The sequence below is a fragment of the Phytobacter sp. RSE-02 genome (assembly GCF_040578655.1).
Lineage (GTDB): Bacteria > Pseudomonadota > Gammaproteobacteria > Enterobacterales > Enterobacteriaceae > Phytobacter > Phytobacter diazotrophicus.
Genome location: NZ_JBEULY010000005.1, coordinates 178,816 through 201,448, shown reverse-complemented (window position 1 = coordinate 201,448; position 22,633 = coordinate 178,816). Strand labels below are relative to the sequence as shown.

Sequence of the window (22,633 nt, the reverse complement as noted above, 5' to 3'; positions counted from 1 at the left end):
TGATCGGCGGGGGAGAGAAATTCCCGGAGGCGGTGCTGCGGGGATTGTAAAGGGGAACGGAACCCTCCACCTGAGCCGCATATTCCCCTCACCCCAACCCTCTCCCTGAGGGAGAGGGAGAAAACCGGTCGTAGCCCGGGTAAGGCGTCAGCCGCCACCCGGGGGAGGGACTCACCGCATGGTGACAAACTCTTCTGCCGCCGTCGGGTGAATAGCCACCGTATTGTCGAAGTCCTTCTTGGTGGCACCCATTTTCAGAGCGACCGCGAAGCCTTGCATAATTTCATCCATCCCGAAACCGATGCCGTGGATACCGACGATTTTCTCTTCCGGGCCAACGCAAACTAACTTCATGCGGCACGGCTGGCGGTGAGAGGTCACGGCGGTATACATCGCGGTAAACGACGATTTATACACTTTGACTTCACTATCGCCATACTGCTCGCGCGCCTGCGGTTCGGTTAAACCAACGGTGCCGATCGGCGGATGGCTGAACACCACGGTCGGGATATTGCTGTAATCCAGATGCTCGTCCGGCTTGTTATTAAACAGGCGTTCAGACAGACGACGGCCTGCGGCCACGGCGACAGGGGTCAGCTCAACTGCACCCGTGTTATCGCCGACAGCGTAAATACCTGGCACGGAGGTATTCTGGAATTTATCCACCACGATGAAACCTTTCTCGTCGGTTTTCACCCCGGTGACGTCCAGATTGAAGGTGTCGTTCGCCGGTTCACGACCAATCGCCCAAATCAGGCAATCCACCGTCTGGCTGCGTCCATCATCCAGCTCCAACGTCAGGCTGCCGTCGGCGTTTTTCACCACGGCTTTGGGGACTGCCTGGGTATGTAGCGTCGGCCCTTCGGCGGCCATTACCTCAACCAGCGTTTCACTGATCATCGGATCGAAACTGCGCAGCGGAGAGTGCTTACGCACGAACAGATGCGCTTCTGCGCCCAGCCCGTTAATCACCCCGGCCAGTTCAACGGCGATATAGCCGGCACCGACCACCGCCACGCGTTCAGGTAGCGCGGGCAGGGCAAAGAAACCGTCGGAGTCGATACCGTATTCCGCACCTGGAATTTTCGGGTGGCTCGGGCGACCACCGGTTGCGATCAGGATGTGATCGGCGGTGATCGTCTCGCCATTGACCTCGACAGTCTTCGCGTCAATAAAGCGGGCGAAACCACGAATCACATCGACATTGTTTTTACCCAGCACGTTGTCATACGAGGTATGGATACGGTCAATGTAGGCCGTGCGGCTGGCAACCAGTTTGTTCCAGTCGAAATGATTGACGGTGGTGTCGAAGCCGTAGTCCGGCCCGTACAGATCAATAGCCTCGCGGATTTGCGCCGCGTGCCACATCACTTTTTTCGGAACACAACCCACATTCACACAGGTGCCGCCAAGCTCTTTGGCTTCAATCAGCGCGCACTTCTGGCCGTACATAGCGGCACGGTTAATCGAGGCAATGCCACCGCTGCCACCGCCAATGGCGATATAGTCGTAATGTTTGCTCATGGTTAATTCCTTAGAGCCTATCCAATTAGGCTATTTTATTGGCCATTTTGGACCTGGGCAGTGCTCACAATCCTCACGTACTGCGTGTACGCTCTGGTTGTTCCGCGCTGTCCGTGTCCAAACTCGCTGCAACAATGTACGCCTACTGGGTAGGCTCTTAATCCTGAACGAGATCGAAAGTGTCGCGATTGTAACGCGCAGCCAGCAAGGTTCCTTCGATTGCTGCGATTACTCGGGAACAATCCAGTTAACGAGGGTGTGGCCTGTCCCGGCGGGCACCAGTTTACTGTGCAGCCACGGCAGCACGTTATTCATCTGTGCTTCTAATTTCCACGGCGGGTTAACTACGATCATGCCGGAGGCGGTCATCCCACGCTGGTCGCTGTCCGGGCGCACCGCCAGTTCAATCTGCAGAATTTTACGAATGCCGGTTGCTTCCAGGTCATGCACCATACGTTTGATTTGCTGGCGCAGCACCACCGGGTACCACAGAGCATAAGTGCCGGTTGCAAAGCGCTTGTAGCCTTCGCTAATGCCGGATACTACCGCCTGATAATCGGTTTTTATTTCATACGGCGGGTCTATCAGCACCAGGCCGCGACGGGAAACTGGCGGCAGTTTGGCTTTCAATTGCTGGTAGCCATCGGCACGCTCAACGCGGGCACGCTCGTCTTTCTGGAACTCCTGGCGCAGCAGCGGATAGTCGCTCGGGTGCAGTTCGGTCAGGAACAGGCTGTCCTGTTCGCGCAACAACTGACGGGCAATCAGCGGTGAGCCAGGATAGTAGCGCAGTGTCTCGTTGCGGTTAAAGTGGCGCAGCACGCTCATGTACGGCTCCAGCTCAGCCGGAATATCGTCTTGTTGCCAGATGCGTCCAATTCCCTCCAGATATTCCCCGGTACGTTCGGCATGTTCGCCGGAAAGCTGATAGCGGCCCGCACCCGCGTGGGTATCGAGATAGAGAAACGGTTTCTCTTTTTCTTTGAGCGCTTCAATGATCAGGCTCTGAACGGTGTGTTTGAGTACGTCGGCATGGTTGCCTGCGTGGAAGCTGTGGCGGTAACTGAGCATGGAGATAGAAATTCCAGAATATGAACGAGATTAGCCACAGTTTACCGTAGATTGCGCGGGAATGTCGTTGAACCCTGCGGTTGTTTCAGGCAGTCGTAAAACGTTTCAAAATTTATCCCTGTCACAAAAGCGTCAACTTACAGGGCTAGCGTCGAGCGCAGGCAAGGTAATCGTTTGAATAAAAGGATAAAAAATGAAAATCCGTTTAACGCTGTTAACTGTCTCACTGCTGCTTGCTCATCAGGCGATGGCGAAAGATGTGCCACTCTCTACTGCGCACGACATTGCCAATACCACCACGCCGGCCTCGGAAAGCCAGGCGTTTGATAGCCTGGAAAACCAGTCTCTGGCCGCGCTGCGTGCCGCGCTAAAGGGGGACGGTGCAAAGGTGGAGCGTGAGCACCTGGAAAAAGCGTCGCAAAGTGTAAAACAGGCCGACACCGCGTGGCTGAAAGCCAGCGGCTATGATTTCAAAGTAAAAGATAACCAGCAGGCCGGCATTGAATTGCTCTCCTCGTTCAACAAGCTGCCCGCTCCTGTACTGGATGCCAACCTGAAAACCGTTGAGACGATTAATCTCGATGCCACGCAGGGGCTGCGCCATCAGGCGCTGGCTGACGCAGAAGGTATCAGCTACTTGTACTTCCTGTCTGACGCGCTTGGTCCTCGTCTGGGTAAAGCGTTTCTCACCGCCTATGACAAGGGAGAGCTGGGCAAAGCGGCTGCGCTAATTAAAGCCAGCGAAGTCAGTACCGGCGCGGCGAAGAAGCACTTCGACTACAAGCGTCCGTTCCTTATTCAGGGCAACACGATTCACCAGGTGCCGGATGATGTGGTGGTGAAAGACAACAAACCGTACTCGGCGGACGGCGGTTCCTTCCCAAGCGGCCATACCAATACCGGCTATACCGATGCGCTGTTGATGGCCGGGATGATCCCGGAACGCTTTGAGTCATTGGTGGAGCGCGGTGCCCGCTATGGTTACTCGCGCATTGTGCTTGGCGTGCATTATCCGCTGGATGTGATGGGTTCGCGCATGGTGGCCCAGCGTAACGTGGCGCACTACCTCAATGATCCGGCGTACCGCAAGCTGTTCAACGAAGCCCGTGATCAGTTGCGTACGGCGCTGGAGAAAGAGTGCGGTGCGTCGCTTGCGGAGTGTGCGAAAACGGCGGGGAAAGACGATCCGTACCGCGATCCGGCGATGAAAGAATTTTACCGCTTCACCATGACCTACGACCTGCCGCAGCAAAAAGGGAAGACGCAGGGAGTGAAAGTACCGGAAGGGGCGGAAGTGCTACTGGAGGCGGCGCTGCCAAACCTGTCAGCGACAGCGCGGCGCGAGTTGATGGTGAAAACCGCGCTGCCAGACGGTTACCCGCTCTCTGGGGAAACTGCCGATCAGCGCTTCTGGCAGCGCCTGAATTTGCCTGCGGCTTATGCCATGGCGCATAAAGCGAAGTAAGTTTTGACAACGGTGCGGGCATTGCCTGCACCGTATTGGTAATCAGAGGCTAAAAGCGGTCAGTTTGCGCACGCTGGCGGCAGGGTTAGCACGTTTAACCGCCTCCAGGAAATCGGCAAAGTCGGTGTTAAACAGGGTGTAGTTATGGCGGAATCTTGCCTGTTTCATCTGCCCGTCAGTCATGTAAGTCACTATCCAGAAAGAACGATTATTCACTTTAATATTGTCGCGCTCGATCTTGGTTATCGCGCTCAGTGGCACAGATTTTTTCACATCAAGCTGAACTTCATAGAAATACCCTTCATCGAAATAATAATCCGTGGGTAATAACTGCCCCCCTTTGCCTGGCCGAAAGGTTTTGGTGGTGATAGATATCTTTCGTAACCCATGATTTGCTTGTATGTCGTTTTTTCGATGTCGCCATTTTGGAAACACAAGTACCAGCCCGATAAGCGCCAGTAGCGGCAGTATTGTCATAATGAAATTCAACATGCGGTCTCCTTTTCGCCGTCGTGATGAGTATACGCCCTGTACGACGGTTCTTATTACTTTGATTTCATAGCGGAAACGACATCCTATGTGTAAATGGGTATTGCAGCGATAAGCAGTTCAGCGCAACGCCTGCCATTGAAATCCTCTACACTTAACCCCATGCTACAACGTTATGCAGAGCGCCGGATCGTGCGCTTCACTCACTCTCTTTAACAGGACAGGACTGCGCTTATGACCAATCCATTACTCACGCGTTTCGAATTACCGCCGTTTTCAAAAATCCTGCCTGAACACGTCGTGCCTGCCGTGACGAAAGCGCTGGATGATTGCCGTACCGCGGTGGAAAGCGTGGTAGCCCATGGTGCGCCGTACACCTGGGAAAATCTGTGCCAGCCGCTGGCGGAAGTGGACGATGTGCTGGGGCGTCTGTTCTCCCCGGTGAGCCATTTGAATTCTGTGAAAAACAGCCCGGAACTGCGTGAAGCCTATGAGCAGACGCTGCCGTTACTGTCGGAATACAGCACCTGGGTTGGGCAACATGAAGGGCTGTACAACGCCTACCGCGACTTACGCAATGGCGATCACTACGCCACCCTGAGCATTGCGCAGAAGAAATCTGTCGATAACGCCCTGCGTGATTTCGAACTGTCCGGTATTGGCCTCGAAAAAGAGAAACAAAAACGCTACGGCGAAATCGCTGCGCGCCTGTCCGAACTGGGCAATCAGTACAGCAACAATGTGCTCGATGCGACCATGGGCTGGACAAAGCTGGTGACCGATGAAGCCGAGCTGGCCGGTATGCCGGAAAGCGCGCTGGCCGCTGCAAAAGCCCAGGCCGAAGCGAAAGAGCAAGAGGGTTACCTGCTGACGCTGGATATCCCGAGCTACCTGCCGGTGATGACCTATTGCGACAACCAACCGCTGCGCGAAGAGATGTACCGCGCTTACAGCACCCGCGCTTCTGACCAGGGGCCGAACGCAGGCAAATGGGATAACAGCCCGGTGATGGCGGAAATTCTCGCCCTGCGTCACGAACTGGCCCAACTGCTCGGTTTTGAAAGCTATGCCTATAAATCGCTGGCGACCAAAATGGCGGAAAACCCGGCGCAGGTACTCGACTTCCTGACCGATCTCGCCAAACGCGCCCGTCCGCAGGGTGAAAGAGAGCTGGCACAACTGCGTGCGTTCGCCAAAAAAGAGTTTGGTGTGGATGAGCTGCAACCGTGGGATATCGCTTACTACAGCGAAAAACAGAAGCAGCATCTGTACAGCATTAGCGACGAACAGTTGCGCCCGTACTTCCCGGAAAACAAAGCGGTAAGCGGCCTGTTTGAAGTGGTGAAACGGATTTACGGTATTACCGCGAAAGAGCGTCACGATGTTGATGTCTGGCATCCGGATGTGCGTTTCTTTGAGCTGTATGACGAAAGCAATGAACTGCGCGGTAGTTTCTATCTTGACCTCTACGCCCGTGAGCACAAACGCGGCGGCGCGTGGATGGATGACTGTGTTGGGCAAATGCGCCTGGCAGACGGTTCGCTGCAAAAACCAGTGGCCTACCTTACCTGTAACTTCAACCGTCCGGTCAGCGGCAAACCGGCGCTGTTCACCCATGATGAAGTGATCACCCTGTTCCACGAATTTGGTCACGGCCTGCATCATATGCTGACCCGTATCGAAACGCCGGGGGTTGCTGGTATTAGCGGTGTGCCATGGGATGCGGTCGAACTGCCGAGCCAGTTTATGGAAAACTGGTGCTGGGAGCCGGAAGCGCTGGCATTTATCTCGGGTCATTATGAAACGGGCGAGCCGCTGCCACAGGATCTGCTGGATAAAATGCTGGCCGCGAAAAACTACCAGGCGGCGCTGTTTATCCTCCGTCAGCTAGAGTTCGGCCTGTTCGATTTCCGCCTGCACGCCGAGTTTAGCCCGGAGCAGGGGGCCAAAATCCTCGATACGCTGTTTGAAATTAAAAAACAGGTTGCCGTGGTGCCAAGCCCGACATGGGGCCGCTTCCCGCATGCGTTCAGCCATATCTTTGCGGGGGGCTACGCCGCAGGGTATTACAGCTACCTGTGGGCGGATGTGCTGGCGGCAGATGCCTACTCACGCTTTGAAGAAGAGGGGATTTTCAACCGCGAAACCGGGCAGTCGTTCCTCGACAATATTCTGACCCGTGGTGGTTCCGAAGAGCCGATGGAGCTGTTTAAGCGTTTCCGTGGCCGTGAGCCGCAACTGGATGCGATGCTGGAGCATTATGGTATCGAAGGCTAATCCCCGTCATACTTCAAGCTGCATGTGCGTTGGCGACGTTTGCTCACCCCAGTCACTTACTCTTGTAAGCTCCTGGGGATTCACGCACTTGCCGCCTTCCTGCCGCTTGAATTATTTAGGGTTTATGTAGTGAAAATCTGTTTGATAGATGAAACAGGCGCCGGAGACGGCGCCTTATCTGTTCTTGCGTCCCGCTGGGGCCTGGAACATGACGAAAATAACCTGATGGCGCTGGTGCTTACACCGTCGCATCTGGAACTGCGTAAACGCGATGAGCCGAAGCTCGGCGGTATTTTTGTCGATTTCGTGGGTGGGGCAATGGCCCATCGGCGTAAGTTTGGCGGTGGGCGCGGCGAGGCTGTGGCGAAGGCTGTTGGCATCAAGGGCGATTATCTGCCGGATGTGGTGGATGCGACGGCGGGGCTGGGGCGTGATGCCTTTGTGCTGGCGTCAGTCGGCTGCCGGGTGCGGATGTTAGAGCGAAACCCGGTGGTTGCCGCACTGCTGGATGATGGCCTGGCGCGTGGCTACGCGGACCCGGAAATTGGCGCCTGGTTACAGGAGCGGTTGCAGTTGATTCATGCCTCCAGCCTGACCGGGCTGGCGGATATCACTCCGCGTCCGCAGGTGGTTTATCTCGATCCGATGTTCCCGCATAAGCAAAAAAGCGCGCTGGTGAAGAAAGAGATGCGGGTGTTCCAGTCGCTGGTGGGGCCGGATCTGGATGCGGATGGCCTGCTGGGGCCCGCGCGTCAACTGGCGACGAAACGTGTGGTGGTGAAGCGCCCGGATTACGCGCCACCGCTGGCGGATGTGGCGACTACCAATGCGGTGGTCACCAAGGGGCATCGGTTTGATATTTATTCCGGGACGCCGGAGTGAATTTGTGAGGGCGGTGCGGTCTGGTGCCCTCACCCTGGCCCTCTCTCACAGGGAGAGGGAACAGTTTAGTGCTGAGCGCCCAGGGGTTTTGTAGCCCGGACAAGGCGACTGCCGCCGTCCGGGACCCCTGGTGACGCTGCGGGTACCGGGGCTACATGTAACTGCACAAGGCGGTTTTATCGGCCTTTGGCGGGGAAATCAGCGCCAGAAAATAAAACGCCCGCAGCAGCGGGCGTTAGCAGGCAAGAAAAGAGGGACGGTTATTCTTCGTCTTCATCTTTCAGCGGAACAATCAGCATGTCCACATGGACAGTATTGATGAGCTGACGTGCGGAGGACATCAGTTTGCTCCAGAAGTCCTGATGATGCCCGCAAACCACCAGATCCATATCGTATTTCTTAATGGCATCTACCAGTACCTGCCCTAAATCACCGCTACCGCTTAAGGTCTCCGTGATCGGGTAGCCCGCATTGGTAGACAGTTCGGTCAGCGCATGGTGTGTCTCATCAGAGATACGTTTTTGCATATCGCCCAGGTTAACGTCGATAAGACCGGTGTAGAGATCAGAATAATTTACATCGACATGAATCAGTGACACCTTCGCGTTATAAGGCCGCGCCATGGATACTGCTTTTTCGACCAGCAATTTGCTTTCAGGAGAAAGATCGACTGCGATGAGAATGTGTTTGTAAGCCATAGTGTTACTCCTTCCATAAGTTGTCGATGACCATAGGGTTACTCACCCCTGACACAGCACTGTTTCCCGCGTCCTGCGTACCACCTGCACGGGTAGCGCCCGGCCTTAAGCATTTCATTTGATACTCTTCGTACTTTACGCTGCAGATGCGTTGGCTACGTTCGTTTATCCCATCGCACGGTCTTCTATGCTCAGGGGATTCATTCTCTTGCCGCCTTCCTGCAACCCGAATTACGTTGAGTGTGGGAATATTTCTACCTTATAACTCTGTGAAGTTATCGTCAATCTGCCTGGATCACGATTCACTTAACCAATATTTACAACCAGATGCACAAGATTGATTAACGTTGTGGCAAAAAAATAAACAAATCTCCTACACTATTTAATGAGCCGTTTGGATTTCAGTTTGTGATCTCGATCGGCTATTGGTAATACTCTTCACTGAATGACTTGGTTGATTATCTGGGAGCGGTCATCCCGGATCACGTTTCCGTGGGCGGTTCGCCGGGGGAGGAGATATGATCAGCACCGTCGCGCTGTTTTGGGCTTTGTGCATCGTTTGTGTGGTTAACATGGCGCGTTATTTTTCGTCATTGCGCGCATTGTTAGTGGTACTTCGTGGTTGTGACCCCTTACTTTACCAGTATGTTGATGGCGGAGGCTTTTTTACCTCCCATGGACAACCCAGCAAGCAGATGCGTTTAGTCTGGTACATTTATGGCCAGCGCTATCGCGACCATCATGATGAAGAGTTTATTCGCCGCTGTGAGCGAGTACGCGGGCAGTTCATCTTAACCAGCGCGCTCTGTGGGCTGATTCTGGTGAGCCTGATTGCTCTGATGATTTGGCACTGAGCAAAAAAAACGGGCCAGTTTCCTGACCCGTTTCGTTGTTAAATCAGCTTGAGGGCTAACCAGTAAAGCACGCCCGAAAGGATGATTGACGCCGGTAGGGTAAAGACCCAGGCCATCAAAATGCTGGTGACGGTTTTGCGTTGCAGACCGCCGCCATCGACGATCATCGTCCCTGCTACTGAGGACGAGAGTACGTGCGTGGTGGAGACGGGCATACCGGTATAGCTTGCCAGACCGATGGAGACTGCGGCAGTCATCTGTGCGGACATGCCCTGCGCGTAAGTCATGCCTTTCTTACCGATTTTTTCGCCGATGGTGGTCGCCACACGACGCCAGCCAATCATCGTACCCACACCTAACGCCAGCGCGACGGCCATGATAATCCAGATTGGCGCGTATTCGATGGTGCTCAGCATGTCGCTTTTCAGCTTCTTAAGCAGACGCTGGTCGTCGGCATTGACGTCAGGCTGCTTCGCGACCTGGTCGGTGATATCCGACAGACAAAGCATGATGCGACGCAACTGACTGCGCTGCTCCACGCCGAGTTTGTCGTAGCTTTCAATCCCGGTCAGCATCTCTTTAGCACGATCCAGCGCAATAATGGCGCGGGTCGGATGACAGTGGAACTGTGCCGGGGTTGCCGCTGTTTCCGCAGGTGTCAGCGGTTGTTGCGCTACGCCCGTTGCCTTCTGCAGAAGCTCCGGATGTTGCTGGAAGTACACTTCCACGTTGTTCACCGCGTCACGGGTACGGGTGATGTCATAACCTGAAGCATTCATGTTAACCACGAAGCCCGCAGGTGCGACGCCAATCAGTACCAGCATGATCAGACCAATACCTTTCTGACCATCGTTCGCGCCGTGAGAGAAGCTCACGCCAATAGCAGAAAGAATCAGCGCGATACGCGTCCAGAAAGGCGGCTTTCTTTTGCCGTCTTGCTTTTCACGCTCCGCGGGCGTCAGGTGAATACGCGCGCGCTTTTTACTGCCGCTCCAGAACCGACGCAGCAGGAACACCAGCCCGCCCGCGAAAATCAGGCCAACAATTGGCGAGACAATCAGGGAGGCAAAAATGTTCAGCACTTTTGGAATGTTAAGCGCATCCACTACCGAGGTGCCGGACATCAGGGCATTGGTTAAACCAATACCGATAATCGCGCCAATCAGGGTGTGGGAGCTGGAGGCAGGCAAGCCGAGATACCAGGTACCGAGGTTCCAGATGATCGCGGCCAGCAACATAGAGAAAACCATGGCAAGGCCATGTGCTGAACTGACGTTAAGCAGCAAATCGGTCGGTAGCATATGCACAATCGCATAGGCCACGCTTAACCCACCCAGCAGGACGCCGAAGAAGTTAAATACCGCTGCCATAACAACAGCCAACTGTGAGCGCATAGCGCGGGTATAGATAACCGTTGCCACTGCGTTCGCCGTGTCGTGGAAGCCATTGATCGCTTCGTAGAACAGAACAAAACCCAGAGCAAGCAAAAGTAACAGCCCGGTATGGAGATCCAGACCGGCAAATAAATGTACCATAGGACGTTACGCCATTTTGAGGACATGAACGCGGCGCATTATCAGGGAGTTTGGCAGCATCGGCAAAGTGAAAAATGGACTTTTTTTGACATTCTTTCTGGTTAGCCTCCTTTGCTTTAAGCATATTCTTATATTTTTCAATGTAATGGATATTGGTCTGCGTATTCGTGCTGGTGTGACCACCCTGAACTATTTACAATCCGCCGCGACATAATGAAGAGGATTTTAGTGTGGAACGGTTTGATGCCATTGTTATCGGTGCCGGTGCGGCGGGAATGTTTTGTGCAGCTCAGGCGGGGCAGGCGGGGTTACGCGTGCTGTTACTGGATAATGGCAAGAAGCCAGGCCGCAAAATTCTGATGTCCGGTGGCGGTCGCTGTAACTTTACTAACCTTTATGTCGAGCCTGCGGCTTATCTCAGCCAGAACCCCCATTTCTGCAAATCTGCCCTTGCCCGTTATACCCAATGGGACTTTATTGACCTGGTGGGCAAGTACGGGATCGCCTGGCATGAAAAGACGCTGGGCCAGCTCTTTTGTGATGACTCTGCTGAACAGATTGTCGACATGCTGGTGGCGGAGTGTGAAAAAGGCAAGGTGACGCTGCGTTTGCGTAGCGAAGTCCTGAGTGTTTCCCGTGATGACGATGGCTACACGTTGCAATTGAATGGTGACACGGTGGCGGCGAAAAAACTGGTGGTCGCTTCTGGCGGGCTTTCTATGCCAGGTCTGGGCGCATCACCGTTTGGCTATAAGCTCGCTGAACAGTTTGGCCTGAACGTGCTGCCGACGCGTGCCGGACTGGTGCCGTTCACGTTGCATAAACCCTTGCTGGAACAATTTCAGGTGCTTTCCGGCGTCTCGGTGCCGTCTGTGATTACCGCAGAAGACGGCACGGTATTTAAAGAAAACCTGCTTTTCACCCATCGCGGCCTCTCCGGGCCAGCGGTGCTGCAAATCTCCAGCTACTGGCAGGCGGGGGAGTTTGTCACTATTAACCTGCTGCCGGAGTGCGATCTCGACAGCCTGCTGAATGAGCAGCGCCAGGCGCACCCGAATCAAAGCCTGAAAAACACGCTGGCGATGCAACTGCCGAAACGGCTGGTGGAGTGTCTGCAACAACTGGGGCAGATCCCGGATATCACGCTTAAGCAGCTCAATAGCCGCGACCAGGAATCGTTGATCGACACGCTGACGAACTGGCGCGTGCAGCCTAACGGCACCGAAGGCTATCGCACGGCGGAAGTGACGCTCGGCGGTGTCGATACCAACGAACTCTCTTCACGCACGATGGAAGCCCGCAAGGTACCGGGGCTCTATTTTATTGGTGAAGTGATGGATGTTACCGGCTGGCTGGGCGGCTATAACTTTCAGTGGGCATGGGCCAGCGCCTGGGCGTGTGCGCAGGCGCTGGTTGAAGAATAAGTGGTCTCTGGATGGTCATGATCCGTTGTGCCTTCCGATCATGCGAAGATCAGATATCGTCCATCGTATGATCGACCACGATCTCCAGGGTCTTACGAAGAATGTCCTTTCTGACGACATCTTCTGTATTTTCCATCAGATTAATCAGCCGCAGGATGATGGCTTTGTTGGTCACTTGACCATCGTAAGCCAGAATGCTGCGGATCACGCCCCCGAGAATAATCGCCTCTTCGGCCAATAAATCGCCAGCGTTACGAAAATAATCAGACAATGTCTTGTTGGGCAAATTCTTATAAAGCTCTGATTTTTCAATCATCACCTGGTTCATTTTCACGCCTTAGTATAGTTTTCCGTAATAGGGCCATCAGCTATCACTGCTTTTTACTGCGGCCCTGCCGTTGGCGATTGCCGAATAATGGATAGACATTATCTCCGGCGTCTCTGATGTTCTCGTATTGCTCATTCCCATTCTGAACACGGGATGAGGCAAATTTATTACTGCTGATTTCCTCGATCAGACGCACAAGCACCGCCCGTCTCTGGCTATCCTGCTCGCTGCTCTCCATCTGTTGCAGCCGGGCAATGAGGGCCAGGGTATTTATCGGGCCATTTTCTTTAAGAAGAAAAAGCAGCGCCTCTCCAATCAATTCATCTGTCAGTTGTTCATTATCACTACTATTCATAACTGCATCTCTGCTTGCCGCTCTGTTCATGAATGAAACGCGGCATGAAGTCATCTCTGGACAGGAATCAGGCTGACACCTTAACCCTCAGAAGTGACTTGATTTATCAGGATACTTTTACTGCATTTGGCTTAATCATTACCAAAAAGCAGGCTGATAAGCCCCTGATAATGGCGTTCCTCTTCTGGCGTTGACGCCTGCTCAAGGCGGCTCAGTAATTTTGTACAAAGTGATTTACGGTTCAGATGCCGACCATCCCGGAGGATATCCACCACAATCCCCCCTAACGTCTCTTGTTGTGACGGAAGATCCGCTGCGCTGAAATAGCGAGCGATGGCATTCGCTGTGTCCGGACGGTAGCCGTTCTGGTGCATACATCACTCCTGTATAACCCGTTATCAATAATTGAAGTCGTTAAGCTATACAACTATAGAAAAGCTGTACATAAAAATTGTACAAATTTGGCAATGATTTTAAACAATAAATGCTATATCTTTATTTTCAATAAGATAGACGGTAGAAAATCAGCACATTTCACTATTCCAGGCTACACTTTTGGGACGCGTTTATCTGCGATGACATAAAAAACCACATGGATGTTGGGACTGTCGTCTCCACATTCACCTGTTGTATACCCGCCGTTGGTCATGGTTGTTTACAAGGTCCCCTGCGTAAACGCTGTCATTGTGGCAATTACAACGCTTTCTCTCGGATAGCTCATGCTCACAACTCTTATTTACCGCAGCCATATCTGCGATAACGTCTCCTTTAGCGTGCTGGAGGAGATGGTTGCTGCTGCGAATCTCAAAAATGGTGAGGCGGATATCACCGGAATTTTGCTTTTCAACGGCACCCACTTTTTCCAGTTGCTTGAAGGCCCTGAGGAAAGTGTTTCTGCTATTTATCAGCATATTTGTAACGATAAGCGGCACTACAACCTGGTTGAGTTGTTGCGCGACTACGCTCCCTTGCGGCGATTTGGTAAGTCAGGAATGGAACTCTTTGATTTACGTGAATATGACAGAGAGGAAGTTCTGCAGCATGTGCTTGATAAAGGCACCTCCAGATACCAACTGACCTATGAAGATCGCGCACTTCAGTTCTTTCGCACGTTTGTAGAAGACCTGGAAAAAGAGAACTATTTTGAGATTCCACCGGGTGATGCCTGGGAGTTTGTGACGGATGAAAAGGATGCATTCTCTCAAATCTTGCCCCCTGATCGCGAGGCCGGCTGCTATTTTGCCTTCCAGCCCATTATCGATCCCTTCGCCCGGCAAGTGGTTTCACTTGAGGCCCTGATCCGTACCCCTGAGGGCCATTCGGCGCAGGCCTGGTTTGAAGGGCTTAGCCGTGATGAAATCTATGAGGCCGATCTCAAAAGTAAACAGGTGGCGTTTGCGATGGCGGCCGCACTGAATCTGGGGACTCAGACACTCTCCGTGAACCTGCTGCCAATGACGCTGGTGAATGTTCCCGGAGCGGTTAGTTTTCTTTTAGATGCCATTAAAACCAATGGCCTGGTGCCTGAACAGATCATTGTTGAGTTCACCGAAAATGAAATTATTTCCCGCCTGGATGAGTTTACGAATGCCGTTAGGTTATTGAAAGCAGCCGGGTTTCGGGTGGCCATCGATCACTTTGGTGCCGGATTCGCAGGCCTGCTGTTGCTGGCGCAATTTCAGCCTGAGCGGATCAAAATTAACCGCGACCTGATCAAAGATGTCCATAAAAGCGGTCCCCGGCAGGCCATTATTCAGGCCATCATCAAATGCTGCGTTTCTCTGGAAATCATGGTTTCGGCCGTGGGGGTGGAGAAGGCAGAAGAGTGGATGTGGCTGGAGTCTGCGGGTATCTCTCAATTCCAGGGGTATTTGTTTGCCCCTCCTGCGTCCGGCGCTATTCCTGCCATTGCGTGGCCGGAAAAAAGAGGCGGCCTTTAAATCCCATCTGCTGTGAGCAACTGGATTTCCCTTGCCGCAACGTGTATCCGCGGTATAGGGAAGCCTGCCTTTTCTCTCTGTGTACTGGCATCAGTGAAATAAAATCCATTTTTGCACATGGCCCGTTTCCGGTTATGCTTGCTCATAAGCACTTTCTGGTTTGTACAAGTTATGAAAATTGTACAACCTGTACAGAAGAGTGAGTTCCGAACAGGAACGTATTGGGTTTGAATTGAGGGAAGCAATGACCTTTTACAGCATTGGCGATGTCGCTGAACGATGTGGAATAAATCCTGTCACGCTGCGTGCGTGGCAGCGTCGCTATGGATTGTTGAAACCTCAGCGTAGTGAAGGGGGCCATCGACAATTTGACGAAGAAGATATTCAACGGATTGAGGAAATTAAACGTTGGATAGAAAGCGGCGTCCCGGTCGGCAAAGTCAAAGCGCTTCTTGAAGATAAAAAAGTGGATTCCCATGATGGCTGGGAGTCGCTTCAGGAAGAGGTCATGTCCGTATTAAGGCAGGTTCGCCCTGCAAAATTACGTGCCTTGATTACGGCGATGGGACGGGAGCATACCGCCGATGTTCTTATCGATCATGTCTTTGTCCCTGTACGCCAACGGCTTTCGCTCGATCAGAGTACGGCTCGCGCCATGTGTAGTTTATTAGATGGTGTCTTAATTGATTACGCCGTCTTATGCCTTACCCGTTCTCGTAAGAAGATGGGGAAAGACGCGTTGTTTATTGGTTGGGGCAACGATGATCGCACCCGGATGTGGCTGGAAGCCTGGCGGTTGTCTCAGCATGACTGGAATATTGACGTCCTCGCGGAGCCGTTGGAAACCCTTCGTCCGGAGCTTTTTCCTGGCCTGCATATTTTCGTCTGGACCGGTAAAGCGTTATCGCGTCATCAGCAAGAACAGTTTACCCATTGGCGGGAGCAGGGATTTGCTATCGCGTTGCATGGGGCATAGCGTGGAAAGGTAATGCGCATGCTGTTCTGTGTCCGGTGCTGGAAGTGAGACGCTCACTTCCGTCCACCCTCTGTTTATTCTTCTCGCATTGTTCAGCCACCGCTACGTGATAATCCTTTCACTCTGTTCTGTTCCTCGCTTTATATCCCGCAACATGCATGCATTCCCTTTTGCTACGGCTCGTTCCCCCGTTTCATCCATTCTATTACCTTGTTAAGAATCCCCTGAATATTATTTGGCGAATAACCGCCTGGCTATAATAAAAATGCGAGCCATTATTTATGGCTGAAAATAAAGGAGGTGGGTTTGGTAAAAACCATTGATAAACATGAGTTAGGTTATATCGCGATCGGTGAAGCAGTACTGTGCCATATCGCCAGTAACAAGGAAATATCACGTGAGTCACTAATGCTGATGTTAACACAACACGCTGAGGAGGTGACGAATGAATACGAATTATCTCAAATCTGGTTGGGGCACTCGCTGCTCAAAAATGCCCGCCATGGTCACAATCCACTTACTGAGAATTAGTTCCCGGTAACGTGCCAACGCCGTAAAAATCGGTTTAAAAGCAGCCGTGAAAAAAGGCTGAGCCCCTTTAACGGGTCTTTTTCAGGCACGTAACTCGGGCCGCTAATCCCATTTGGATTTCATTTATAGCTTGATACGCCGCCTTGCAAACTGGCCCAGGGAAAAGGACGCATCGCCTTTATTCGTCCGGCTCATAACGATTTCCCGGATACCCCGATTCATTACGGAATACGGGTGGCGAAATATTTACGCATCCATTGCCAGTAATTATTCAAGGCCCAATGACATGTATCTGAAATATGTAAATTTTTCTTTCTAAAAGAAACAGGAGACTTTTTCCTTTATATGACTAAACAATCCGGTAACGTAAGTTTGACCCGGGATGAACTGATTCGTGAAGCGATAGGCTTCGCAGCAGCATATTTAATTAAAAACAATTTACCCGTGACCACGCGCGGGTTAAGCCTGACTCTTCTGATGGAAGAGGAGAAAACAAATATTGCAGAACGTAAGGCTATTTATCAGGAAGCAAGGAAAATGGTTTTGCGTAAAATGCAGTAAATGAATGTACCAGGCTGCGCGCATTGATGATACCCGCAGCCTGACATATAAATCATGAGGAGGCGATGATGACAGTAAAAACAGCCGACAAAGCCACAGAAATTCTTATTAGCGAGGCGTTGGTTCAATTACTTGAGTGTGGCGCGGAAATAACGCATGACACACTAATTCACACTCTGGATGATAAACGGGTTAATGCAACTGACCATAACCTGCGAATGAGCTATTCCCGGGCGATTGATGAGGTGCGAACGCACCAGCATTTTTCGCCTCAACCTCACAGCAGAATTTACCACAGCAGCTATCAGATTCATTAAACCACCCCGAAGGTGAATAACCACCTTCGGCTTTTTTTATTGTTGTTGTTTCAGTAAGTTATTTGGCTTTGATATTAATTAGATAAGTAAAATCTTAAACATCTGACATTGTGAGACACACTGTTTTTTAACGTATCATGCTTTTAATGTCACTGTTCCGGGGCAGTTATCTTTGCTAACAGGATCGGATATCCTTTCAATTATGTCCGGCTAATGCCACAATGCCCGCCATGCTTATTGTTTAGCAGTGTTAATGGTTACTGTCCGTAAGGTATTTTCCTGAATGCATAAGTAAGGTGAAATATGAATAACTCACACAGTGACGGCCCGCAGGAGACGGCGGGCGACTCGGGTAATGGCAAGCTTAGTCTGGAGCAGACATTAGGCGCTATTGTTATCCAAATGTTACGTGAAGGGCGGTATATTACTCGCCATAGTCTCTGCATTGCCGTTGCTGGATGTATTGAAAAAAATACTCGCCCCGAACTTGAAGCGCATTATGCTGATATCTTGCGAGTATTACTGAGCCGCGAGGCTGATTAATTATCTGCGGCTGCCGTCATCGCGAATTCGCATGAAATGCATTCTGGAGTCAGCATGATTAAAAATATCAAAGAGAGTCTGGTGGAACTGGTTATGGGTGATGCCATTCTCGAGCTGCTTGAAGCGGATGCCCCTATTTCCCACGAGGCACTCATTGCTCAACTTGCCCGTAATCTCGAACAGGAACCGCGGGAATCACGGCGGGAAGCCATTCTGGCTGCTATTAAAGAGGTTCAGGAAAGTATCAAACTTGTCGACCATACGGCAGACAAGGGAACCGGCTGGAATCAGCAAACCGTAAAAAATAGCAAACTGCTACAACTGAATAATGTTGCGCCAGGTATTGGTGATAAAAAACATTAAGTATCAAAAAGTTGTTACTTTTTTTGTCCCCGCTGGCCCCTTATGTGTAGTAGTTAGAATGTCCGGGCAGGGGCGATGTGTTCCACTTTTTGGGAAGCGCGTTTCGTCGCCACGCTTTTCAAAGATCGTCCGGTGTTCTACTGACAACCATTTCCAGAGCACTACGGTACATCCTTGTTTTTTCCGGGTCACTCTCCTCTTCAAGATGGCGAATAATCGCCAGAATCACCGCTTTGTTACTGACCGGTAAATTTAACGAAGCCAGCTTTTCTTCAACGTTTTTAATAAAAGCAAGCTCGGCGCTGAAAACCGGTAGCCGAATGGTTTGTGACGAATTAAGAAACTGTGTTGCCGGGTGAAGGGCCATGTGTACTTTCTTCCTTTTGCTGCAGTTGCGGTAAATCGGAAAAATCCCCTTGTTCACAAAATCTAGGCTGCTTTTGGCAAATTGCATAGCGAAAAGCAGGTTTTTCCGTCTTTAGCAGGCGAATTAATAAATTCCCCTTCAGGTTTAGAGTATGTATTATACGTTTCATATATGATTCGTATAAGGAGGTGCATAGACCATGGGTATCGTTAAAATCTCGGACCTGATGCATGAAAACCTGCGTCTTGCCAGTAACGCACTGAGCCGTTCAATCAATGCACAGGCAGAGCACTGGCTGAAAATCGGCATGCTTTCAGAGCTGTATCCGCATTTGACGCATCAGGAACTCACTCGCCTGCTGGTTCGGGCGGAGCTTAAGGGCAGCGTGGATATCAACAAGCTGGTTGACGATGAGCCGCTGTCATTGCAAATGGAGCATGAAGCCAGATGACGAACATCAAACTGCACTCTCAGGAAGAGATTGAAATGGCCCGCGCGGCGGGACACGCTGCGGCAAAAGTGCTGGAGATGATCAAACCCCACGTTCGCGCGGGTGTGACAACCGATGAGATCGACAAACTGTGCCACGATTTCATTCGCCACGAATTAAAGGTGATCCCGGCGAACATTGGTTACAACGGCTATACCCGCACCGTCTGCACGTCGGTCAACCATGTGGTGTGCCACGGCATTCCGTCGGAGAAACGTCTCAAAGAGGGTGACATCATCAATATTGACGTGGCGATCATCAAGGATGGTTGGTACGGCGATACCAGCCGCATGTATTTTGTGGGTGAGCCCTCCGTGCGTGCCAGGAGACTGACCCATATCACCTATGAATCGATGGTTGCCGGGATTAAAGCCGTACGCCCCGGCGCGACACTGGGCGATATCGGCGCGGCTATTCAGCAGGTGGCGGAGTCTGCCGGTTTTTCAGTGGTGAAAGAGTACTGTGGCCACGGCGTGGGGCAGGAATATCACGCAGAACCGCAGATCCTGCACTATGGTCGCCCGGGGACAGGGCTGGTACTGAAAAAAGGGATGATTTTTACCATTGAGCCGATGATCAACGCCGGTAAAGCCGCGACAAGCGTGCTGTCCGACGGTTGGACGGTGGTCACCAAAGATCGTTCTCTTTCGGCGCAGTGGGAACATATGGTGGCGGTTACCGACAGCGGTTTCGATTTGTTAACGCCCTGGCCGGATCCTTCACCCGAGTATCCGGGGCTTTAATTCCCACTTCTTTTTTCAGGCGGGGCAGACAATCGCTGAACCGCCTGCCCGCGCTTTAGCGCACTTTGCTTAACGCCCATCTTCTTCTTGCGCACGCGAAAAAAGACGCCCAGAACGGTACCGTCTAATTCCTCTGCTTTCATCACAAATTCCTTCGGGCATTGCTGCCACAATCGTCCGGTGTCCTGCCAAAGATTTGCTTTTACTCTGCGCACATCTTATTTCCCGTTCCTTTTTCTGCCTGCGCGCAAAATAAAACCCAATCTTTTATCTTAAATTTATGGAGTCTTCTATGACACTTTCATTCTCTATTCCGCGCAGTATTATTTATGGCGAAAACGCATTAGAACATCTGGCAACCCTTAAAGGGAAAAAAGCCGCGCTGGTCACGGGCGGCAGTTCAATGAAGCGCTTTGGTTTTTTGGACAGGGCCATCAGCGAGCTAAAGAAAGCCGGGATGGAGTGCACCGTCATTGATAATGTCGAACCCAACCCCTCTGTTGAAACGGTCTGGCGTGGGGCGAAAGCCATGCTGGCATTTGAACCGGACTGGATTGTGGCACTCGGCGGCGGTTCCGCGCTGGATGCGGCCAAAGTGATGTGGTGTTTCTACGAGCATCCGCACCTGACGTTTGAAGACATTATTCCCGTCGGCTCCATGCCCGCACTGCGTAATAAAGCCCGTTTTGTCGCCATTCCGTCCACCAGTGGCAGCGCCTCTGAAATCACCGCGTTCTCGGTTATCACCGATACGGCTCATCACATCAAATACCCGATTGTGGCGGCAGATCTGGTGCCGGATATTGCCATTCTGGACCCGACCATTCCGGCAAAAATGCCGCCGCATGTCACCGTGCATACCGGGATGGATGTGATGACACACGCGCTTGAGGCCTATGTCTCGACTGCCGCCAACTCCTTTACCGATCCCTATGCGGTTGAAGCCATTCGCCTGGTGTTCGAATATCTGGAAATCGCCTATTTGTCGCCAAATGACCTGAATGCGCGTATGCACATGCATAATGCCTCTGCACTGGCGGGCATTGCGTTCACCAATGCGTCTCTGGGGTTAGTGCATTCTATGGCGCATAAGATTGGCGGGGAGTTTGGTATTACGCATGGTCTGGCGAACGCCATTATGCTGCCGTATATCATTCAATATAATTCTATCTATACCAATAAGTACCAGAAGCTGGAGAAAGCGCTGGGCATTGGCAACCTGATTACCGCCATTAAGGACCTGAATAAGCGTCTGAATATTCCAGAAACCCTTGGGCAATGCGGCGAGGTTGAAATTAAAGAGGCCGCATTTATGCAGATACTCGACCGGATGAGTCACAACGCGGTGGATGATCCGTGCACCCTGACCAATCCCAATCAGCCAACGGTACAAGATGTGAAAACACTCTATTCCAGCGCCTATTACGGCGCCTGATATTCAGAGTGACAGAAACAAAAGCGTATGGCGACATACGCTTTTTTTTGCCCTGAATCAGGCCCGATAGGCGAGCAGAAAAACCGTCACTGCGCGGGTAGTCACTTCTTCGATTTTCTTACTATCCGGCGCGGCCTCGACCCCGAGAACCACGCCGAGGTACAGTTCGGCTTCAATCTATGAAATACCTCAACCAGATGCCGCAGCGCGTAAGAAAACAGCAACCGGCGCATTACAACAACGTGCTAATTTTAAAAGGGTTCATTTACGCGCGCTTTGTGATGCAAACGCAGGTAGGGAGATAACGATGTTTTTTATCTGGATGTTGTTACCGGCACTCTATATTGGTTCTCGTTTTATCTGGTGGCTTCCACTGTCTCCTGTTCTCCGTTTTGGCCTGTTCCTTGTGCTGGTGGGCATTTGTGAGTTCCGCTTTTTTAGCCGCTGGCTGTGGGGGAGTTCATTTTCACCAGAATGGCCGCGCCCGGTTGTGATGCTGGCTGGCGGATTGTTTGGTGCCGTGGTGCTGTTCGCCAGTTTCCTTCTGCTGCGCGATATGCTCGCTTTACTTGTCGGGCTACTGACCCGTAAAACCCTCCCCGGCTTGCCCATCACACTACCTCTGCTGGTACTGTCCGTGGTGCTGGCAGGGATTGGCGTTTGGCAGGCTACGCGCGTGCCTGGCGTTCGTACCGTCCATGTGACGATTCCCGGACTGCCGCCTGCTTTTGATGGCTACCGGCTGGTACAACTGGCTGATATTCATGCCACGCGCCTGTTGCCCCGCCAGTGGGTGCAGCAGATTGTTGCCAGAACCAACGCCCTGCAGCCGGATCTCATCGCGATTACCGGCGATATGTCAGACGGTTCCGTAGAGGATCGCCTGCCGGATGTCGAACCGCTAACACAACTGCGGGCGGCGGATGGTGTCTATGCCATCACCGGCAATCATGAATACTATTTCGACTACGCAAGCTGGGCGCCTGCCTGGCAGACGCTGAGCATTCCCTTTTTGACCAACCAGCATGTACGTATTGCGCGCGGTGACGCCTCGTTTGTGCTGGCAGGCGTGCCGGATAAAGTGGCGGAAAATTACGGTTTTGATGGGCCGGACCTGAAACGTGCGCTGGAAGGCACTCGCCCCGATGACACCGTTATCCTGCTCGACCACCGGCCAGGTACCGCCGATGATAACGCCGCCGCGGGGGTGAAGTTGCAGCTCTCCGGTCACACTCACGGTGGGATGGTGTTGGGGCTTGACCAACTGGTGAAACCCCTCAATAACGGCTATATCTCCGGTCGTTACGCGGTCGGCCCAATGACGCTGTATGTCAGTAACGGTGCCGGGCTGTGGAACGGTTTTCCGCTACGGCTTGGCCGACCTTCTGAAATTACCGAGTTGATTCTGCACTCAGCGGTATCCACGGCGCGTTGAAATGGAGGCAGTCGTGTGGCGGCGGCTTGC

At 52.2% G+C, this 22,633-nt stretch carries 27 protein-coding genes; 16 read left to right on the top strand and 11 right to left on the bottom strand.

From position 1 onward, the window contains the following. Positions 1-171: 171 nt before the first annotated feature. Together gorA and ABU190_RS13385 are read right to left on the bottom strand one after the other, a co-directional pair. Positions 172-1,524, bottom strand: a complete 1,353-nt coding sequence (gene gorA, locus ABU190_RS13390; RefSeq protein WP_354691574.1) for a glutathione-disulfide reductase — start codon at positions 1,522-1,524, stop codon at positions 172-174. Positions 1,525-1,752: 228 nt separating this feature from the next. Then, positions 1,753-2,595 (bottom strand): 23S rRNA (adenine(2030)-N(6))-methyltransferase RlmJ, encoded by an 843-nt coding sequence (locus ABU190_RS13385; protein WP_041851280.1) that lies wholly within the window; start codon positions 2,593-2,595, stop codon positions 1,753-1,755. Between the two features lie 193 nt (positions 2,596-2,788). Between ABU190_RS13385 and ABU190_RS13380 the strand changes: the two genes are divergently transcribed. Then, positions 2,789-4,060, top strand: coding sequence for a phosphatase PAP2 family protein (locus tag ABU190_RS13380; RefSeq protein WP_354691573.1), 1,272 nt, complete (start codon positions 2,789-2,791; stop codon positions 4,058-4,060). Positions 4,061-4,102: 42 nt separating this feature from the next. On the opposite strand, the gene ABU190_RS13375 is transcribed toward ABU190_RS13380, so the two are convergent. Then, a complete protein-coding gene (locus tag ABU190_RS13375) occupies positions 4,103-4,552 on the bottom strand; it encodes a hypothetical protein (RefSeq protein ID WP_354691572.1) in 450 nt (149 codons plus the stop codon). Between the two features lie 231 nt (positions 4,553-4,783). On the opposite strand from ABU190_RS13375, the gene prlC reads away from it, so the two are divergent. Together prlC and rsmJ are read left to right on the top strand one after the other, a co-directional pair. Further along, entirely contained in the window at positions 4,784-6,826 is a 2,043-nt protein-coding gene (prlC, locus tag ABU190_RS13370) for an oligopeptidase A (protein WP_071195002.1), read from the top strand. Between the two features lie 129 nt (positions 6,827-6,955). After that, positions 6,956-7,708: a 16S rRNA (guanine(1516)-N(2))-methyltransferase RsmJ gene (rsmJ, locus tag ABU190_RS13365; RefSeq protein WP_079496961.1), complete on the top strand. Its 753-nt coding sequence runs from the start codon at positions 6,956-6,958 to the stop codon at positions 7,706-7,708. Positions 7,709-7,968: 260 nt separating this feature from the next. Here rsmJ and uspA read toward each other — a convergent pair whose 3' ends face one another. Further along, a complete protein-coding gene (uspA, locus tag ABU190_RS13360; protein ID WP_041851284.1) occupies positions 7,969-8,406 on the bottom strand; it encodes a universal stress protein UspA in 438 nt (145 codons plus the stop codon). Positions 8,407-8,924: 518 nt separating this feature from the next. Here uspA and uspB point away from each other — a divergent pair. Further along, a complete protein-coding gene (gene uspB / locus ABU190_RS13355; RefSeq protein WP_041851285.1) occupies positions 8,925-9,260 on the top strand; it encodes a universal stress protein UspB in 336 nt (111 codons plus the stop codon). A gap of 38 nt (positions 9,261-9,298) precedes the next feature. Here uspB and pitA read toward each other — a convergent pair whose 3' ends face one another. Further along, the gene (gene pitA, locus ABU190_RS13350; RefSeq protein ID WP_354691571.1) at positions 9,299-10,795 is read right to left on the bottom strand and encodes an inorganic phosphate transporter PitA; all 1,497 of its coding nucleotides are present in this window, start codon (positions 10,793-10,795) and stop codon (positions 9,299-9,301) included. A 230-nt stretch (positions 10,796-11,025) separates the two neighbouring features. Between pitA and ABU190_RS13345 the strand changes: the two genes are divergently transcribed. Next, positions 11,026-12,219, top strand: a complete 1,194-nt coding sequence (locus ABU190_RS13345; RefSeq protein ID WP_354691570.1) for an NAD(P)/FAD-dependent oxidoreductase — start codon at positions 11,026-11,028, stop codon at positions 12,217-12,219. 49 nt (positions 12,220-12,268) lie between these two features. Here ABU190_RS13345 and ABU190_RS13340 read toward each other — a convergent pair whose 3' ends face one another. From ABU190_RS13340 to ycgZ, 3 genes are all read right to left on the bottom strand, one after another. Continuing rightward, positions 12,269-12,535: a biofilm development regulator YmgB/AriR family protein gene (locus ABU190_RS13340; RefSeq protein WP_041851440.1), complete on the bottom strand. Its 267-nt coding sequence runs from the start codon at positions 12,533-12,535 to the stop codon at positions 12,269-12,271. A gap of 55 nt (positions 12,536-12,590) precedes the next feature. Continuing rightward, positions 12,591-12,932, bottom strand: a complete 342-nt coding sequence (locus ABU190_RS13335; protein WP_354691569.1) for a hypothetical protein — start codon at positions 12,930-12,932, stop codon at positions 12,591-12,593. 101 nt (positions 12,933-13,033) lie between these two features. Continuing rightward, entirely contained in the window at positions 13,034-13,276 is a 243-nt protein-coding gene (ycgZ, locus tag ABU190_RS13330; RefSeq protein WP_354691568.1) for a regulatory protein YcgZ, read from the bottom strand. Between the two features lie 345 nt (positions 13,277-13,621). On the opposite strand from ycgZ, the gene ABU190_RS13325 reads away from it, so the two are divergent. The 7 genes from ABU190_RS13325 to ABU190_RS13295 all read left to right on the top strand — a co-directional run bounded on the left by ABU190_RS13325 (position 13,622) and on the right by ABU190_RS13295 (position 18,133). Continuing rightward, entirely contained in the window at positions 13,622-14,842 is a 1,221-nt protein-coding gene (locus ABU190_RS13325) for a diguanylate phosphodiesterase (protein WP_354691567.1), read from the top strand. Between the two features lie 244 nt (positions 14,843-15,086). After that, a complete protein-coding gene (locus ABU190_RS13320) occupies positions 15,087-15,818 on the top strand; it encodes a MerR family transcriptional regulator (RefSeq protein WP_354691566.1) in 732 nt (243 codons plus the stop codon). A 306-nt stretch (positions 15,819-16,124) separates the two neighbouring features. Further along, complete coding sequence (locus tag ABU190_RS13315; RefSeq protein WP_354691565.1) at positions 16,125-16,349, top strand: hypothetical protein; 225 nt, start codon at positions 16,125-16,127, stop codon at positions 16,347-16,349. 345 nt (positions 16,350-16,694) lie between these two features. After that, positions 16,695-16,910 (top strand): hypothetical protein, encoded by a 216-nt coding sequence (locus ABU190_RS13310; RefSeq protein ID WP_296414797.1) that lies wholly within the window; start codon positions 16,695-16,697, stop codon positions 16,908-16,910. Positions 16,911-16,975: 65 nt separating this feature from the next. Then, a complete protein-coding gene (locus ABU190_RS13305) occupies positions 16,976-17,227 on the top strand; it encodes a hypothetical protein (protein WP_354691564.1) in 252 nt (83 codons plus the stop codon). 303 nt (positions 17,228-17,530) lie between these two features. Continuing rightward, positions 17,531-17,770 (top strand): hypothetical protein, encoded by a 240-nt coding sequence (locus ABU190_RS13300; protein ID WP_071194997.1) that lies wholly within the window; start codon positions 17,531-17,533, stop codon positions 17,768-17,770. Positions 17,771-17,824: 54 nt separating this feature from the next. Next, positions 17,825-18,133 (top strand): hypothetical protein, encoded by a 309-nt coding sequence (locus tag ABU190_RS13295; protein WP_354691563.1) that lies wholly within the window; start codon positions 17,825-17,827, stop codon positions 18,131-18,133. Positions 18,134-18,251: 118 nt separating this feature from the next. Here ABU190_RS13295 and ABU190_RS13290 read toward each other — a convergent pair whose 3' ends face one another. Further along, positions 18,252-18,500 (bottom strand): biofilm development regulator YmgB/AriR family protein, encoded by a 249-nt coding sequence (locus ABU190_RS13290; protein ID WP_052249310.1) that lies wholly within the window; start codon positions 18,498-18,500, stop codon positions 18,252-18,254. A gap of 199 nt (positions 18,501-18,699) precedes the next feature. Here ABU190_RS13290 and ABU190_RS13285 point away from each other — a divergent pair, with 199 nt between their 5' ends. Beyond that, complete coding sequence (locus tag ABU190_RS13285) at positions 18,700-18,951, top strand: ParD-like family protein (RefSeq protein WP_041851297.1); 252 nt, start codon at positions 18,700-18,702, stop codon at positions 18,949-18,951. Then, entirely contained in the window at positions 18,948-19,733 is a 786-nt protein-coding gene (gene map, locus ABU190_RS13280) for a type I methionyl aminopeptidase (RefSeq protein ID WP_071194995.1), read from the top strand. The genes ABU190_RS13285 and map overlap by 4 nt, the downstream gene beginning before the upstream one ends. Here the strand turns inward: map and ABU190_RS13275 are convergent. After that, positions 19,730-19,876, bottom strand: a complete 147-nt coding sequence (locus ABU190_RS13275) for a hypothetical protein (protein WP_354691562.1) — start codon at positions 19,874-19,876, stop codon at positions 19,730-19,732. The two genes, map and ABU190_RS13275, sit on opposite strands and share 4 nt — an antisense overlap. Positions 19,877-20,025: 149 nt before the next feature. On the opposite strand from ABU190_RS13275, the gene ABU190_RS13270 reads away from it, so the two are divergent. Next, on the top strand, positions 20,026-21,168 hold the full coding sequence (locus ABU190_RS13270) for an iron-containing alcohol dehydrogenase (protein WP_354691561.1): 1,143 nt from the start codon (positions 20,026-20,028) through the stop codon (positions 21,166-21,168). A gap of 57 nt (positions 21,169-21,225) precedes the next feature. Here ABU190_RS13270 and ABU190_RS13265 read toward each other — a convergent pair whose 3' ends face one another. Next, positions 21,226-21,333 carry a hypothetical protein gene (locus tag ABU190_RS13265; protein WP_354691664.1) on the bottom strand — a complete coding sequence of 36 codons (108 nt, stop codon included), beginning with the start codon at positions 21,331-21,333 and terminating at the stop codon, positions 21,226-21,228. A gap of 142 nt (positions 21,334-21,475) precedes the next feature. On the opposite strand from ABU190_RS13265, the gene ABU190_RS13260 reads away from it, so the two are divergent. After that, positions 21,476-22,603, top strand: coding sequence for a metallophosphoesterase (locus ABU190_RS13260; protein ID WP_354691560.1), 1,128 nt, complete (start codon positions 21,476-21,478; stop codon positions 22,601-22,603). Positions 22,604-22,633 lie beyond the last annotated feature (30 nt).

Bases quoted from the DNA above. Each gene is read 5' to 3' on its own strand.
- ABU190_RS13270 (WP_354691561.1), top strand. From the start codon at position 20,026: ATGACACTTTCATTCTCTATTCCGCGCAGTATTATTTATGGCGAAAAC.
- map (WP_071194995.1), top strand. From the start codon at position 18,948: ATGACGAACATCAAACTGCACTCTCAGGAAGAGATTGAAATGGCCCGC.
- ABU190_RS13380 (WP_354691573.1), top strand. From the start codon at position 2,789: ATGAAAATCCGTTTAACGCTGTTAACTGTCTCACTGCTGCTTGCTCAT.
- ABU190_RS13340 (WP_041851440.1), bottom strand. From the start codon at position 12,535: ATGATTGAAAAATCAGAGCTTTATAAGAATTTGCCCAACAAGACATTG.
- gorA (WP_354691574.1), bottom strand. From the start codon at position 1,524: ATGAGCAAACATTACGACTATATCGCCATTGGCGGTGGCAGCGGTGGC.
- ycgZ (WP_354691568.1), bottom strand. From the start codon at position 13,276: ATGCACCAGAACGGCTACCGTCCGGACACAGCGAATGCCATCGCTCGC.
- ABU190_RS13260 (WP_354691560.1), top strand. From the start codon at position 21,476: ATGTTTTTTATCTGGATGTTGTTACCGGCACTCTATATTGGTTCTCGT.
- pitA (WP_354691571.1), bottom strand. From the start codon at position 10,795: ATGGTACATTTATTTGCCGGTCTGGATCTCCATACCGGGCTGTTACTT.
- ABU190_RS13335 (WP_354691569.1), bottom strand. From the start codon at position 12,932: ATGAACAGAGCGGCAAGCAGAGATGCAGTTATGAATAGTAGTGATAAT.
- prlC (WP_071195002.1), top strand. From the start codon at position 4,784: ATGACCAATCCATTACTCACGCGTTTCGAATTACCGCCGTTTTCAAAA.
- ABU190_RS13325 (WP_354691567.1), top strand. From the start codon at position 13,622: ATGCTCACAACTCTTATTTACCGCAGCCATATCTGCGATAACGTCTCC.
- ABU190_RS13300 (WP_071194997.1), top strand. From the start codon at position 17,531: ATGAATAACTCACACAGTGACGGCCCGCAGGAGACGGCGGGCGACTCG.
- ABU190_RS13295 (WP_354691563.1), top strand. From the start codon at position 17,825: ATGATTAAAAATATCAAAGAGAGTCTGGTGGAACTGGTTATGGGTGAT.
- ABU190_RS13385 (WP_041851280.1), bottom strand. From the start codon at position 2,595: ATGCTCAGTTACCGCCACAGCTTCCACGCAGGCAACCATGCCGACGTA.
- ABU190_RS13290 (WP_052249310.1), bottom strand. From the start codon at position 18,500: ATGGCCCTTCACCCGGCAACACAGTTTCTTAATTCGTCACAAACCATT.
- ABU190_RS13375 (WP_354691572.1), bottom strand. From the start codon at position 4,552: ATGTTGAATTTCATTATGACAATACTGCCGCTACTGGCGCTTATCGGG.
- uspB (WP_041851285.1), top strand. From the start codon at position 8,925: ATGATCAGCACCGTCGCGCTGTTTTGGGCTTTGTGCATCGTTTGTGTG.
- ABU190_RS13305 (WP_354691564.1), top strand. From the start codon at position 16,976: ATGATGACAGTAAAAACAGCCGACAAAGCCACAGAAATTCTTATTAGC.
- ABU190_RS13275 (WP_354691562.1), bottom strand. From the start codon at position 19,876: ATGAAAGCAGAGGAATTAGACGGTACCGTTCTGGGCGTCTTTTTTCGC.
- ABU190_RS13310 (WP_296414797.1), top strand. From the start codon at position 16,695: ATGACTAAACAATCCGGTAACGTAAGTTTGACCCGGGATGAACTGATT.
- ABU190_RS13320 (WP_354691566.1), top strand. From the start codon at position 15,087: ATGACCTTTTACAGCATTGGCGATGTCGCTGAACGATGTGGAATAAAT.
- uspA (WP_041851284.1), bottom strand. From the start codon at position 8,406: ATGGCTTACAAACACATTCTCATCGCAGTCGATCTTTCTCCTGAAAGC.
- ABU190_RS13285 (WP_041851297.1), top strand. From the start codon at position 18,700: ATGGGTATCGTTAAAATCTCGGACCTGATGCATGAAAACCTGCGTCTT.